12 protein-coding genes are annotated in these 14,012 nt (G+C 45.8%); 5 read left to right on the top strand and 7 right to left on the bottom strand.

What is annotated here, in order from left to right; genetic code table 11:
* Window positions 1-10: 10 nt before the first annotated feature.
* The gene (locus tag BCT27_RS23385) at window positions 11-628 is read left to right on the top strand and encodes a glutathione S-transferase (protein WP_102396946.1); all 618 of its coding nucleotides are present in this window, start codon (window positions 11-13) and stop codon (window positions 626-628) included.
* A gap of 60 nt (window positions 629-688) precedes the next feature.
* Here BCT27_RS23385 and BCT27_RS23380 read toward each other — a convergent pair whose 3' ends face one another.
* Complete coding sequence (locus BCT27_RS23380; RefSeq protein WP_102389895.1) at window positions 689-1,039, bottom strand: helix-turn-helix domain-containing protein; 351 nt, start codon at window positions 1,037-1,039, stop codon at window positions 689-691.
* 163 nt (window positions 1,040-1,202) lie between these two features.
* Between BCT27_RS23380 and BCT27_RS23375 the strand changes: the two genes are divergently transcribed.
* Window positions 1,203-1,409: a DUF3283 family protein gene (locus BCT27_RS23375; RefSeq protein ID WP_017011128.1), complete on the top strand. Its 207-nt coding sequence runs from the start codon at window positions 1,203-1,205 to the stop codon at window positions 1,407-1,409.
* Between the two features lie 85 nt (window positions 1,410-1,494).
* Here the strand turns inward: BCT27_RS23375 and BCT27_RS23370 are convergent, their stop codons facing one another.
* The 5 genes from BCT27_RS23370 to BCT27_RS23350 form a co-directional block, all read right to left on the bottom strand.
* Window positions 1,495-2,163, bottom strand: coding sequence for a methyltransferase domain-containing protein (locus BCT27_RS23370; protein WP_017011129.1), 669 nt, complete (start codon window positions 2,161-2,163; stop codon window positions 1,495-1,497).
* Between the two features lie 122 nt (window positions 2,164-2,285).
* Window positions 2,286-3,941, bottom strand: a complete 1,656-nt coding sequence (locus BCT27_RS23365) for a sensor domain-containing diguanylate cyclase (protein WP_241908634.1) — start codon at window positions 3,939-3,941, stop codon at window positions 2,286-2,288.
* A gap of 148 nt (window positions 3,942-4,089) precedes the next feature.
* The gene (locus tag BCT27_RS23360; RefSeq protein WP_102396944.1) at window positions 4,090-4,752 is read right to left on the bottom strand and encodes a cupin domain-containing protein; all 663 of its coding nucleotides are present in this window, start codon (window positions 4,750-4,752) and stop codon (window positions 4,090-4,092) included.
* Window positions 4,753-5,105: 353 nt separating this feature from the next.
* Window positions 5,106-7,019 carry a DEAD/DEAH box helicase gene (locus BCT27_RS23355; RefSeq protein ID WP_102317924.1) on the bottom strand — a complete coding sequence of 638 codons (1,914 nt, stop codon included), beginning with the start codon at window positions 7,017-7,019 and terminating at the stop codon, window positions 5,106-5,108.
* 303 nt (window positions 7,020-7,322) lie between these two features.
* Window positions 7,323-8,990, bottom strand: a complete 1,668-nt coding sequence (locus BCT27_RS23350; protein ID WP_102317925.1) for a GGDEF domain-containing protein — start codon at window positions 8,988-8,990, stop codon at window positions 7,323-7,325.
* Between the two features lie 197 nt (window positions 8,991-9,187).
* Here BCT27_RS23350 and BCT27_RS23345 point away from each other — a divergent pair, with 197 nt between their 5' ends.
* Window positions 9,188-11,188, top strand: coding sequence for an exoribonuclease II (locus BCT27_RS23345; RefSeq protein ID WP_102396943.1), 2,001 nt, complete (start codon window positions 9,188-9,190; stop codon window positions 11,186-11,188).
* Window positions 11,189-12,079: 891 nt separating this feature from the next.
* On the opposite strand, the gene BCT27_RS23340 is transcribed toward BCT27_RS23345, so the two are convergent.
* Window positions 12,080-12,325, bottom strand: coding sequence for a hypothetical protein (locus BCT27_RS23340; protein WP_102396942.1), 246 nt, complete (start codon window positions 12,323-12,325; stop codon window positions 12,080-12,082).
* 115 nt (window positions 12,326-12,440) lie between these two features.
* Between BCT27_RS23340 and BCT27_RS23335 the strand changes: the two genes are divergently transcribed.
* Together BCT27_RS23335 and BCT27_RS23330 are read left to right on the top strand one after the other, a co-directional pair.
* Complete coding sequence (locus BCT27_RS23335) at window positions 12,441-13,307, top strand: LysR substrate-binding domain-containing protein (protein ID WP_102317928.1); 867 nt, start codon at window positions 12,441-12,443, stop codon at window positions 13,305-13,307.
* A 174-nt stretch (window positions 13,308-13,481) separates the two neighbouring features.
* Entirely contained in the window at window positions 13,482-13,991 is a 510-nt protein-coding gene (locus BCT27_RS23330; RefSeq protein ID WP_422386147.1) for a C40 family peptidase, read from the top strand.
* Window positions 13,992-14,012: the final 21 nt, after the last annotated feature.

Raw genomic sequence — 14,012 nt, 5'->3', positions numbered from 1 at the left:
AGGAGAAACGATGAAGATCTACGAAAAAGGCCCTGCGCCCAGCGCTCGACGTGTCAGTCTGTTTCTTGCAGAGAAGAACATTGAAATTCCACGTGTCAATGTGGACATAGGTGGCGGTGAAAACCTTTCCGACGAATTTGCTGCGCTGAGCCTGAATAAAAAGATCCCGGTATTAGCATTGGATGACGGCACGAGCCTGTGTGAGTCCATGGCGATTTGCCGCTACATTGATGCCGCCTTCCCCACAGATAATCACCTTTTTGGTGATACGCCTATAGCGATCGGACAAGTCGAAATGTGGAACCGCATTGTAGAGCTGGATGGTTTGTTTCCCGCGTTTCAGGCATTTCGAAACATCACCGGCATTTACAACGACAGAGAGCGTTGCGTACCCGCGTGGGGCGAAGAGTCAAAACAACGTGTGATTGAGTTCCTGCCGCGGTTGGAAGCCCGTTTGCAGCACTCGACGTTTGTCGCCGGTGACACGTTTACCGTTGCAGATATCACTGCGTTTGTCATGTGTGGTTTTATAAAAAATCTCGACATACACATTGATGAAAACGTGCCGGCGCTTCAAAAGTGGCAACAAACTGTGGCTAACCGCCCTGCAATTGCCAACGCCTCATAGCCACGTTCACTGCCTCTTTCAGGACTGAAAACCCAAAAAGCCATCTAACGATGGCTTTCTTTATGGCAGCGTTTCAAATTCTATGAAGACTTGATTGCCTTGGTATTCCACTTTTGAAATGGTGCCATCAACGGTGAGTGATGTTCTTACTGTGACAGGACCAGAAGGTGCAGATACGTTTCGAAGGGCTTTTAAGCTTGGAAGAGATTGGTCTGGTTCAATGCCAATTTCCTTACAGAAACGGTAAACAAAGCCTTGCTCCAAAGGTACGTCACCTCGCAGCACGCGAGAAAAATCCAATTGATTGATCCCTAAGCGCTTTGCCATTTCAATTTGAGTGATTCTCAGTTTAGCTTTGTAAGACATCCAAGCATCGTAGAGTGTTTGTCTGTCTTGATAAGTGAATTCCATATATCCGCCTTCTTACTACTTAACGCGATGTAGCGCCAATAGTAATCAGGATCGGCCAAAACTGTGTCAGATTCCCGTAAGGGGACGGTAAGCGCTTGTCGTTAATGCGAGTCTCAGCTATGTTATGCACGTTTTTGAGGTTTAAATTCTACAGAGAGTCAGCATGAGCCAAAACTTAGCCCTATTGCCACCCGATGAAAAACAGATGATCGAGCTTGATAAGCAAGCCTCATACGCCGTATGGCAGGTAAAAAACGGGGTGGCAGAACGCGGTATTCTATTGCAGCAAGCACAGGCGCAAACTGAAGATAGCATGCGCGAACATTTTGAACACTGTGTGGAAAAATATTCAAAAATCATGGGGCTATAATTGCCCCACTTTTATTTATTTCATAAATATCTGACAGTTACACTGACACATTCACCACTCGTGAAATTGTGACAGTGTCACTCAATCAACGCTTTGTTAGTAACGCCACGTACTTGTTGCTGTCATCACAATAGACAATTCGGCAGTTAAAGTTCTTACTTTCCGCTACACGCCTTAGCGTTGACATACCAATGTCAAACCACGGCATTTCTTCACTCACCCTTCCATCAAACTCAAACGTCAAATGACGAGTACGGTAACCTTCATAGCGAAGGTTTTCTGAGCTTAGGATCAATCGCCCGCCCGGGTACAAATTACGATGGGCAAGATCCAGAAAATGGAAGAAATTGCGAATGTTCCCGAGTTGACCCACGACGCCACGTAAAGCGAGCCATGTGAAGGTGCGATCGAACATAGGATGTTGATCAAAAAGATGACCGCAGATAACGGACGGGACGCCTCGCTGATGCATGATGGCACACGCAATAGGAGAACTGTCTATTGACGTTACTTTTATACCTTTTGCCACGAGGTACAGCGAATGCTCTCCGCTGCTTGCTCCGATGTTCAGAACACTTCGTCGGCAGTAAGACAACGCGATGCGATCTGTCGCCACATCTTCTGGTCGTCGAAAGAAATCAGATGTTGGGATCACTGATGTACCATTGTTTTCCCTAACAATGAGTTTCCCTGATTTATTACCGTTGTAATAGCTGGCTAGCGCAGTACCGAAAACTTCCACAACACTCTGCATGGTAAATCCCTCTGTTATACAACTAAGAGAATACTCTGATGCAATACAAAGAACCGTCTCAATAAAAATACAACTGCACTATATCAGCAGAAAGTTCTAATACTCGCTTAGAGCAATAAGAGTCACTGTGTTTTTAGTTGCGATTTACGAGCACGTTTTCGTGCCCTTTTATTGTGATACATGGTTTTATCAGCGTCGTTAAGCCACTGTTCTGCCGTAATAACTTCGTCACTAAGATCATAAGCACCGAGACTCAAGGACACCTTCATGTCTCCGGGTAAACTTATGTCATGTATCTCACTGCACAATCGCTCAAGGATTTGCGCGACATCTTCTTGTGAAGTATGACGAAGCAAAACGATGAATTCGTCGCCGCCAATACGTCCCGCTACATCGGTGTCACGAATATGGCTGGTTAGGTGTTTTGCGATAGCACAGAGCACTTTGTCACCAACATCATGCCCCAATGTATCGTTGATACCTTTAAATCCATCCGCATCAATGTACACAAGAACCGAAGGATCATTGGTTTGTTTAAAGTGCTGAAAACTCTCTTGAATATCCGTCATGATCGCATGGCGTGACTTCAAGCCCGTGAGGGAATCATAATCAACAAGCTCTTTCAGCTTCTTCGCCATAACAACCATATTGTCGCGCTGGCTAATTTCAGCAGTGATGTCGGTTGATGTACCCACGCGGTAGATCAATTCGCCATTGCTATCAAAAACGCAATGGCCGCTGTCGCGCAAATGTTTGACGCGTCCGTCATCAAACAGCAAACGATAATTAATACTCCAGGAGTCACCGGATGTATTAAAACGAATGGATTCAGCAATTTCCCTGTCTGCAGGGTGTACTTTATCGAGAAAAGAACGCGCATCACTGTATAGTTTGTCGACCGATTCTTCCCACACACTGCGATAGCATTTATTCGCGTAAAGCACGCGTTGCGGATCAGCGCCCGACATCCACACAACAGAACTGATGTTTTCCGCGATGGCACGGAAACGACGTTCAGACGTGGCAATGACATTTTGCAATTGCTTTTCTTCGTGAATATCAATAACCGCAATGACATAACGAACGTTGTCATTGGCAGAATCACATTCTGAATCAGTGGTGAGCGAGACAAAAACGCGCACCCAGATCTGATGACCATCTTTGTGTATGTAACGCTTATCAACGCTATATTGTTTGTCTATGTGACACTTAAGGTTGTTACGAAGCGGTGTTTCACTGTTGGCGTCTGGCGCAAACGTCACATCCGCTTCCATGCGATCCACTAGCGACGCTTCGTCGTAACCCAATAAATCACAGAAAGCACGGTTAGCCCCAACAAAGATTCCGTATTCGTCCAGCATTGCCATGCTGACTGGCAGCTGCTCAAGGAACGCTTTCCCTTGTTCGAGTGCTCGACGTTTAGGCTCCGCTGTATTTTGCGATAGCGGTGAAAGCACAACGACAAAACTGGGGGATGGAAATGTGGTGGCAACATTTGCTTTGAAACGATACCGCCTCTTTGTTTGATGCAATGTAATGTCAAATGAAAAGGGTTCATTAGGGATCGAGCTAGGAAGCTCTGAAAAATACGCGTTCAATGCAGACCAAACATCTTCAGCCACATAGTCGTTAAACACGGGTCGTGATGGATGGATATTAAAAAGCAGGTCGCACTCTGCATTTCGATGAACAATTTCACCGAAATCGTTGAGAAGGATCATGGGAACCGGTGCTATATCGAAATACGGCTGGTACGGCTGATTAGTTATCTGAAACATCCTCGTCCATCGCGTCCTATAAGTTTTGAGCCAAAAAAACTGAGCCATTGTCAAGAAACGACCGAATTCTCAAGCTATTCACTCAACCACCATACTAGCGGTGAAACGTATAGACATTTGTCTCTGTTTTGCGTCGAACGCATACTTTTCAAAGAGGCTTAGGATAAGGGAGGTGCCCTACTTTTACCCAAAGCAAGGTATCTTCCTCGGCATAAGGGTTATATTCAAACATGTGCGGGTTTCTGATCCAGGTGCCAGGTCGGTAATGACCAAACTCATCGCGATACTCCCCACTCAGCACGAATACCTCTTCACCACAAAAGTGTGAGATAGAAAAAAAGTGCTGACCAGCAGGCCAACGTATCAGCGCAACCTGCTCTCCATTGAATTCATGGAGCAACAGCATTTTCAATTTGCCCTGCCCGTCTACCCATTCCGCATCACGTGTATTTATTTGTACTTGATGCGTATCATTCGGAGAGAACTGATGAAGTTTTACCAATAAGGTGCACCCCAAACGGCTAAAAGGCGCGTGAGATGTTCCAGGCGGATTACGAAGATAGGTGCCCGTTGGATAGTCACCAAACTCGTCAGAAAATACGCCATCGAGCACAAATATCTCTTCACCCATGGGGTGCTGATGAAGGGAAAAGGCGCTGTTGGGGACGTACTTCACAATACTGGTGGCGTGTCCCCGCTCAGCATCTTCTCGTGCCAACGGTTTTCTAAACACACCTTCGGCGGGGGATGGTTGCCAACCGAGTGATTGGGTATCAATAATGACGCGTCTATCAAACTGCATGTTCAGCATAAGACAGTCCTCAAACTGAAGGAAACATGAACGTTTATTTGACACATTCCCACTCGCGAGCAGCGGATAGATGAAATATAGCAAGGAAGTGCATACGACTACGTAGCAAAAGTGGGAGAAACGTATGACCTGTGGATCAACATTCAAAAGCAGATTTGGGTTGTTCGCTGTGCCGCGTCGCCGTTGTACGCAAAAAATCACGGATGTGGATGGGGGTAAGCAGAAGCAGAAGCAGAAGCAGAAGCAGAAGCAGAAGCAGAAGTAGCTTAAGCATTTTTTGCACAAATAGGACTATCGATACATACAAAAAGAGCCAGCATAAGCTGGCTCTTTTTTATAACGAGGGTTCGTTATTATGCGTCAGCGTGACGACGCTCACCACGGAATGATGAACGGCTGTCGCTACCACGGTCACGGTTAAAGCGACGTTGTTCGCCTTCACCACGTGGAGCACGGTCACCGCGAGGAGCACGATCACCACGGTTGTTACCACCGCGTGGGCCATTGTTGTCAAAACGACGGCCGCCGTTACCACCATTGCTGTTGCGATCACGGTCACCACCGGTACGACGGCGTGGTGGATCCATGTTCACTGAACCTTCAACCAACTGAGCTTCAGTTGCTTTTTGGCGAATACGCAGTTGCTTAAGTTGACCCAATACTTCTTTTGGCATCTTCTTAGGAAGTTGCACGTAAGTGTGGCCAGTTGCTAGTTTGATAGAACCGATTGAGTTCTTATCAAGACCTAGTTCATTCGCAATTGCACCAACGATGTCTTTAACTTGAACGCCTTGGTCACGACCAACTTGAAGTTGGTAGATATCCCAATCTTCAGCGTTGTAGCTACGACGCTCGCCACGCTCAGGACGGCTACCGTCACGAGGGCGCTCATCACGACGTGATTCACGACGTTTGTTTTCACGCTCAATAGCTGCAACCATTGGGTCTGGACCGGTGTAGAACAACGGACGCTTACCTTGTTGGCGCTGAAGAAGCATTGCAGCAAGAGTTGCTGCATCAACGTCGATCTGCTCTTGAAGCTTCTCAATCAGACCAACGAATGCTTCGATGCTTTCTGATTCTTTTTGCTCTGCAAGGTCAGTAGCCAGTGCCGCTAGGCGACAAGCAGCAACTTTATCACGTGCAGGAAGCTCAAGCTCATCCATACGCGTTGAAGTTACACGTTCAATGGTGCGCAGCATGCGGATTTGGTTGGTACGAACCAACAGAATCGCTTTACCAGCACGACCAGCACGGCCAGTACGACCAATACGGTGAATGTATGACTCAACATCGAATGGGATGTCGTAGTTGAATACGTGTGTAATACGTGGAACGTCAAGACCACGAGCAACAACGTCAGTTGCTACTAGGATATCGATTACGCCACGTTTGATGTGGTCAACAGTGCGCTCACGCAGTGACTGTGGAATGTCACCGTGAAGTGCCGCAGCTTTAAAGCCACGTGCTTGCAACCAATCAGCCAGACGCTCGGTATCTTGACGAGTACGAACGAACACGATTGATGCGTCAGTTTCTTCAGTTTCAAGAAGACGAGCCATTGCTTCATCTTTCTCTACGCCTTTAACAACCCAGAATTGTTGCTCAACTTTCTCAACAGTACGGTTGCTACCTGCAACGTCAATGCGCGCTGGGTTACGTAGGAAACGATCAACGATTTCTTTAACGATTGGAGGCATGGTTGCAGAGAAAAGTACGCGCTGCGCAGTTTCTGGTGCTTGTTCCATGATCCAAGTTACGTCGTCAACGAAACCCATTTTCAGCATTTCATCGGCTTCATCTAGTACGAAAGTTTTCACTTCGTCTAGCTGTAGGCGTTCGCGGTTGATAAGGTCTTTAACACGACCAGGAGTACCAACAACAACGTGAGCGCCTGAACGCAGAGCACGCATTTGATCGACGATAGATGCACCACCGTAGATCTCTAGCACTTTCAAGCCAGCGATGTTTTTACCCAGAAGTTTAACTTCTGCAGCAACCTGAATAGCCAATTCACGAGTAGGCGCCATAACAATAGCTTGTGGCTTGTGTTGGTTCAGATCGATTTTGTTCAGAACTGGCAGTGAAAACGCTGCGGTTTTACCCGTACCGGTTTGTGCCTTGCCCAGTGCATCAGCACCAGTCAATAGAAGAGGAATCGAAGCCGCTTGAATTGGCGTTGGTGATACGAAGCCAATTGAATCTAAAGCGGAAAGAAGGTTTTCAGACAGATCTAACTGACGAAATTCAGTAACAGTATCTTGCATTGGGATCCCAATATATAGACTAAAGTAACGGGGCCCCTGTTAGCGGTTTTGCACTGTTATCCTTACTGATGCAGGGTCAATATGAATTAAATCAAATGACTTCCTACTCACTGCAACAGCATCCAACGCTACGGGCCTCGACAAATGAGGCGAGAATTCTGCGCTAATAAACCAAAAAAAGCCAGAAAAAATTGAACAAGTTCACAATTCTTTCTACGACTGATGGCTTTTTGACTGCAAACGTCTAATTACGTAGCAATTTGCTGTTAAATCAGGCAATCAAACTTCTAGGCACCGTTTTTTCTAGTCTACGCAATAGCGATTTTTCCCTAACTTCTCCGCCATCAAACACGCTTTTTCTGCTTTCTTTAACACTTTGCTTTGCAAACTGAACAAAGAAACACAATTTGTCGACAGCCCAACACTCAGTGTCACGCGTTGATAAAAGGGTGACGCCTTGTTTTCAATATTTAGCGTATACGCTGTTTTTACAATTTTATCTGCAATCTCTTTCAACAGGACTTCATCATTGCAATGAACCAATAGAGAGAGCTTTCCTGGTTGGGTTGTGAAGAGCATGTTCAGTCCCACCGGTTTAATGATGGATTTCACTTCCCTTGCAATGGTTTGGAAAACCCGAATGGTTGCTTCTTCCCCATAGGCTTTCTGAAATGCTTTATAGAAGTCCATGCAAATAGAGAAGCTGGCAATATTCCGTCGCCTGTCTCTGGCACATGCAACAAAAGAGGCGAAACTCAAGTCGAAGTAACGCGTCCCCAATAATCCCGTTGACGCATCATGAATACCTAGCCATTGATTTTGTGCATTGACCACGTCCACACGAGACTGCAGATACTCTAGGTCTTGAGTCTGACGACGGCAGTGTTCTTGTAACTGATAGAAGCGCTCATCCGCTTCTTCTGTTTCTCTGAGCTTTATGATTTTTTGACACACAGACGCCGCAAGCAATTTGATGGCTTCTTTTTTAGGCTCATCCAATGGCGATTTATAGATAAGGTTATCTGCCGCAATCCACCCTATGCATTCATCATTGTTCCACATCGCCATCATGATATTCCAACCGATCCCGACTTGTTCCTGACCGAAGTACAATGGCACGTTCTCTTTCACGATGAGCTCATTCTTTCGAGCCAAGGCTTCTTCCATGAACGGGTTGTTGGGTAAATCTTGGTTTACATCCGATCTGTCTATCGTATTACCGTATTTATCGGTGCCCCATGTCCCCCACATCATGCAGGTTTCCATGTCACAAAGAAAAATCGCCATACGGTCAATTTGAAGCCGGCTCTTTCCTAGCTCTACTGCAATACGGCATAACGAACTGATGGATGTTGCCTTAGTAAAGCGAAGGGAAATCTCATGCAGACTTTTTAAATGAGAGAGCTGAGAAGCAAGCGTATGGTTATTCAATGCCAGATCGAGTTCATTTTTCTTACTGGATAAATGGAATTGATTAAGGTTGTGAGAAAGGATTCGACATTTTAATTGTCGTTCAGCGCGATCTTTTAGCCACAGTAAGCTGGATTCGGAAAATTTCTTCTCTTCATTAAACAATTCCACTTCCAGTAGCATGTAGCCAAGAATTTCTTCATTTTCATAAAGAGGAATAACTGCATGTTCCCACTGCATTGAACTTTGTCGCCATGCCGCATTGATAGGAAGTTCTGAAATGTATGAGCCGTCGTTTTCCTTAACGCTTTCAGCGAGCTTTTCCCAATCAATACGATAACCGCTGTATTCTTCTGCAGGGCGAAATTGTTGAAAGAAGCAAAACTCGCGCTGGGTTTGACTGGCAACGAGTTTCAAACCTTCTTCATGCCAAATGAACAGAGCGATATTTTGCGCTTCGTTCCTCTGTCTAAGGCGATCAAAGACTTCTTCACACCATCCTTCTAACGAGTCGGCTTTCTTAACAATTCTTGTAGGGCTGCTTAACTGCGCATTTTCCATCTATGCCTTCTCATACTTGGGACATTTCTCAAGTCATTCTGTCATTTCAAGAACATTAGGCATACTGATTACATCCAGTTTGGGAGGCTCCACTAAGTTTTTGCACTATTCATCGTCGGAAATTCTAACGTGGTACACCTTGGTTTTAGCGTCCCGAATACGTATAGTGTGGCGGTTCACATTCTGAGACCAGGCTAATGTTTCAAGACAATCCGCTACTTGCACAACTAAAACAACAAATCAAAGAAAGCATTCCAAAGAAAGAAGGCACGATCAAAGCCACAGAAAAAGGTTTTGGCTTTTTGGAAGCTGACGATAAAAACAGCTACTTCATCCCACCTCCGTACATGAAAAAAGTCATGCACGGTGACAAGGTTGTGGCTCTAATTCGTACTGAAAAAGACAAAGAAGTCGCTGAACCCGATGAGTTGCTTGAGCAATCAGTGGAGCGTTTTATCGGTCGCGTTAAGCTTATTCGCGACAAATTGAACGTTGTTCCAGATCATCCTCAGTTAAAAGATGCTATTCGCGCGAAAACACGCAAAGGCATTAGCCACAGTGAATTGGCAGAAGGCGATTGGGTTGTTGCTAATTTAACGCAGCACCCTCTTAAAGGCGGTAACGGTTTCTTCTGTGAAATCAGCGAAAAAATCACCGACGCCAATGACAAAATCGCACCTTGGTGGGTAACGTTAGCAAAGCATAACTTGCCGAACCAAGAACCTGCGCCACAAGCGCAATGGGACATGTTGGATGAATCACTCGTACGCGAAGATCTCACCCACGTTCCTTTTATTACGATTGACAGTGAATCAACCAAAGACATGGATGATGCACTCCACACCGTAGCGAACAACGATGGCACGTTTACACTGACCATCGCAATTGCAGACCCAACCGGTTACGTTGCTGAAAACACCGATCTAGATCGTCAAGCACGCGAGCGTGGCTATACCATCTATTTGCCTGGTCGCAATATCCCAATGCTTCCGCGTGAACTAAGCGATGACTTGTGTTCACTGCGTGAAAATGAAGTACGTCCATCTCTTTGCTGCCGAGTCACCGTCGATACTGACGGCACCATCAAAGACGACGCACAGTTCTTCTCAGCGTGGGTTAAATCACAGGGCCGTCTGGCTTACGACAATGTGTCGGATTTCATCGAAACAGGTCACTGCGAGAAATGGCAGCCATCTGAAGTCATTGCAGAACAAGTCACTGCCCTTCATGCACTTGCAAAAGCACGTATGAACTGGCGTGAAACTAACGCAGTCACCTTCCCTGACCGTCCAGACTACCGTTTCGAACTGAGCGAAGATAACGATGTTGTTGCTATCCATGTGGATGCACGACGCATTGCTAACCGCATGGTTGAAGAATCCATGATCACCGCCAACATCTGTGCGGGTCGTGCGCTTCGCGAACACTTTGGTTTCGGCGTGTTTAATACACACGCGGGCTTCAACCCTGAGAAAATCGCAGAGGCGGTTGAACTACTCAATAGCCATGGCGGCGAAACAGACGTAGAAACCCTAGCAACGCTAGAAGGCTTCAGCGCGCTACGCCGTTGGTTGAATGAACAAGACACGAGCTTCTTGGACAACCGCATTCGTAAGTTCCAATCTTACAGTGAAGTAGGCAACACCCCAGCGCCGCACTTCGCAATGGGCCTCGATGTTTACGCGACATGGACTTCTCCAATCCGTAAATACGGTGACATGCTGAACCACCGCTTATTGAAAGCGATTGTGCGCGGTGAAACTGCTGCACAAACACCAGATGAGCTCATTGGTGATGAATTGGCTTTGCATCGTAAGCACCACCGCATGGCGGAACGTGATGTTGCTGATTGGTTGTACGTTCGCCTGTTGAAAGACAGCGTGGCAGCCAAAACAACCTTCACCGCTGAGATTTTCGACATCAACCGTGCTGGCATGCGTACCCGCCTACTTGAAAATGGCGCAATGGCCTTCATTCCAGGCTCATTGATTGTTGATAACAAGAAGCGTGTTGAATGTAATGGCGATCAAGGCACCATCTCTGTAGATGGCAACAAAGCATTCCAACTGGGTGACCAAATAGAAATCGTATTGGCAGACATCAAAGAAACTACGCGTTCTATCGTAGGTAAGCCAACACGTGAATTTGCTGTCGTTGCTGAGAAGCTAGAAACAGAAGAAGCCGCTAAAAGCGAATAAGCGTTAGTGCATTAACTTCGCGGTTAAATTCAGAAAGCCAGACAACAGTCTGGCTTTTTTGTATCTGTCGTTTGAGAAACGAGAAGCGAGAAGCGAGAAGCGAGAAGCGAGAAAATATCGAACGAATGCGAGTGAATCACAAACGTCAGGCAATAAAAAACCCGGTCCATGTGCCGGGTTGGTTACTCATTTTAACTTTTCAATGCCGAAGCAACGTAAAGTCCAGCTATGCAGTAACGCCAAAATTGGACCAATCACTAGGCAGTCGGCGACCAAACCAAAACCTGATGACTGTATGTGTCCATAAATGATCCACTCAAGGCAGATCTTTTTGTTATTAACTTGTTCTCAATGGGACAAACTATCTGGGCAGCAATAACAGCGTGTGAAGATTCGCGTTCTAACCTTTATTGCTGACCTAAATCTCTTTTTACAGACCAACTTACTGTATCGACTCAATCTCTATGCGACCAGCATCTCACATTTGAATCATCATTGCAAAAGCCATGTGCCCTGTCGCACATTAATGCTGGGCTAAACAATATCTTTAAACTCAGTGTCTTAATAAAAGAATAGTCAGGATTCTTTCCTTAAGCAAAACACAACAAAAGAAATTTTTACACATTGATGTGTCTGCGTTATTTAACGAGAAGGAACCAATCACACCGAATATCAATGGCATGTATATTAACTAAACAGAGGCCACGCCGCTGTCTCATTGCCTAGAATTTAGTGCGAGAAATGATTCATACACTGATGTAAAGCGTGTTTGTAGACGTCAGTTAAAGCGCTTTGGGTAAATAAAAGAAAACCGCAAATGACAAATCATTGCGGTTATATGTGCAGAAATCACCTGCTAATGGACTCGAACTCGGTAGTATTGAACCTAAACTAAAATGGCTTCTGCGCTCTCAGTTTCTCGATCTCTCGCTCAACATCCTTTTGCGTTAAGCCAATATCATTCAAAAAATGCGGATCGTTTTTTCTTCGCTCAAGAGAAGAAATTAACTCGTGCTTTCGCCATAACAACCAAGCGGCATGAACCATACGTGCTAACACATTGCGCTTGAATTGCTCAAACGGTGTTTTGCTCTCAGACTCAGTTGCATGTGAATTTTTTGCGCTATTGATTTTCATGCTTCACCCCGCTTAATCGCTTTTAGACCTCTTGCTTGACAGATGCAGTTTTAACCAATTTAATAATTCAGAAAAGCCAATAGTTTTTGCCCAATACTTCAAAGGAGTTGAAGTAATGACAAATTTCGATTTAGACCAACTCAGAACCCTCGTTGCCATTGTTGATTGCGGAAACTTCGCCGCGGCCGCCAATAGCGTTCACCGAACACAGTCTGCGGTAAGTATGCAGATGAAAAAATTAGAAGAAGTTTCCGGTGTGTCACTTTTTCAAAAAAAGGGAAGACGACATGAGCTCACCACACACGGTTTAACCTTGGTGAGTTATGCCCGACAAATGCTCCAACTCAATGACGAAGCACTGGCCCACTTTCACTGTCCGGACATGAATGGCTTGGTTAAACTAGGGGTCTGTGACGACTACGTAAACCTCGTATTTCGACGTATTCTTAACGGATTTACCGAGAGATACCCAAACCTTCAACTTTCGGTTCAAAGCAACAGCAGCCAACGTTTACTGAGACAAGTCGTGGATGGCAGGTTGGACTTGGCATTGATCAATATTCACGACAACACATACCCAGCGACGCCTTTGTTCACAGAAAAACTGGTGTGGGCAAAAAGTAAGCATGTCACTTTCTGTAAAGATCGCCCTATTCCTATCGCGATTGAAAGTGATTGCCGTTGGGGAAGGCTTGCATTGGAGTTACTTGATCGTGCAGGTGTGCCCTACCAGGTTGTGCTGTCTGCTGCTGATTTCCATGGGCTGAATGCCGCAATTGAGTCAGGCATGGTGGTTTCTCTTATTGCTGCTTGCTCTGTGACAGACAAGATGGATCTACTCGACTGGCTAAATAACGATAACCTTGAAACATCTATAGCCAGTGGATTGTGCCTCAAGCCTGGCGCGAGTGAGCCCGCCGTTTTAGCGCTTTCAGACTATATTACTGAGTGGTATCTGCGTAGAAATCAGACCGCGGCATAAAAAGTTGTAAAAACACGGTTCAAGGGTGAGACATTGAGCCTACCGCTGAATGCAGGCTCTTGCGCATCGTCATTTGCACTTTTAGACTTTTCACATCATTTGGACTAGCCAGTCGATATTTCTATGCGTTTCTCACCGAATTATCAACGCCGATTGTTCACTGCCATTATCGCAATGGCAGGCTTGGCGCTTTCTGGCTGTGAATCAACACCATCGAATGAGCAAGCTTCCGCTTCCCACCATTACACAACGCCACGGCCCGACACGCTTGCAGCGTTCGGAAACATGGAATCCCCTACAAATGTGGCACTCAGTGCTTACTATGAGGAGTGGCAAGGCACGCCTTACCAATGGGGTGGCGCAAATAAGAAAGGCATTGATTGTTCCGCTTTCACACAGATTGCGTATCGAACCGTTTTTCAACATGCATTGCCAAGAACCACACGTCAGCAAGTCAAATTAGGTGACAAAATAACGTTGAATGCGGCGAAGCACGGCGATTTGGTGTTTTTCAAAACAGGCGCTCAACGCTTTCATGTGGGAATATATGTAGGTGAGAAACAGTTCATGCATGCCTCGTCGTCAAAGGGCGTCATTATCTCGCGACTCGACAACCCGTATTGGGCGTCTAAATTCTGGCAAGTAAGAAGGTACTCAACACCCTCGCTGCTCGTTAAGAACTAAACACGCTGACAGCAACCTCAT

Origin of the sequence: Enterovibrio norvegicus (assembly GCF_002876705.1) — a bacterium.
Taxonomy (GTDB): Bacteria; Pseudomonadota; Gammaproteobacteria; order Enterobacterales; family Vibrionaceae; genus Enterovibrio; species Enterovibrio norvegicus_B.
Note: the sequence above shows the minus strand (reverse complement) of the source record. Positions and strands in the feature narration are given on the sequence as shown.

What these genes read in the sequence shown, in the direction of transcription:
- BCT27_RS23350 (WP_102317925.1), bottom strand. Translation starts at nt 8,990, where the DNA reads ATGGAAAATGCGCAGTTAAGCAGCCCTACAAGAATTGTTAAGAAAGCC.
- BCT27_RS23380 (WP_102389895.1), bottom strand. Translation starts at nt 1,039, where the DNA reads ATGGAATTCACTTATCAAGACAGACAAACACTCTACGATGCTTGGATG.
- BCT27_RS23355 (WP_102317924.1), bottom strand. Translation starts at nt 7,019, where the DNA reads ATGCAAGATACTGTTACTGAATTTCGTCAGTTAGATCTGTCTGAAAAC.
- BCT27_RS23370 (WP_017011129.1), bottom strand. Translation starts at nt 2,163, where the DNA reads ATGCAGAGTGTTGTGGAAGTTTTCGGTACTGCGCTAGCCAGCTATTAC.
- BCT27_RS23375 (WP_017011128.1), top strand. Translation starts at nt 1,203, where the DNA reads ATGAGCCAAAACTTAGCCCTATTGCCACCCGATGAAAAACAGATGATC.
- BCT27_RS23360 (WP_102396944.1), bottom strand. Translation starts at nt 4,752, where the DNA reads ATGCTGAACATGCAGTTTGATAGACGCGTCATTATTGATACCCAATCA.
- BCT27_RS23335 (WP_102317928.1), top strand. Translation starts at nt 12,441, where the DNA reads ATGACAAATTTCGATTTAGACCAACTCAGAACCCTCGTTGCCATTGTT.
- BCT27_RS23330 (WP_422386147.1), top strand. Translation starts at nt 13,482, where the DNA reads ATGGCAGGCTTGGCGCTTTCTGGCTGTGAATCAACACCATCGAATGAG.
- BCT27_RS23345 (WP_102396943.1), top strand. Translation starts at nt 9,188, where the DNA reads ATGTTTCAAGACAATCCGCTACTTGCACAACTAAAACAACAAATCAAA.
- BCT27_RS23365 (WP_241908634.1), bottom strand. Translation starts at nt 3,941, where the DNA reads ATGTTTCAGATAACTAATCAGCCGTACCAGCCGTATTTCGATATAGCA.
- BCT27_RS23385 (WP_102396946.1), top strand. Translation starts at nt 11, where the DNA reads ATGAAGATCTACGAAAAAGGCCCTGCGCCCAGCGCTCGACGTGTCAGT.
- BCT27_RS23340 (WP_102396942.1), bottom strand. Translation starts at nt 12,325, where the DNA reads ATGAAAATCAATAGCGCAAAAAATTCACATGCAACTGAGTCTGAGAGC.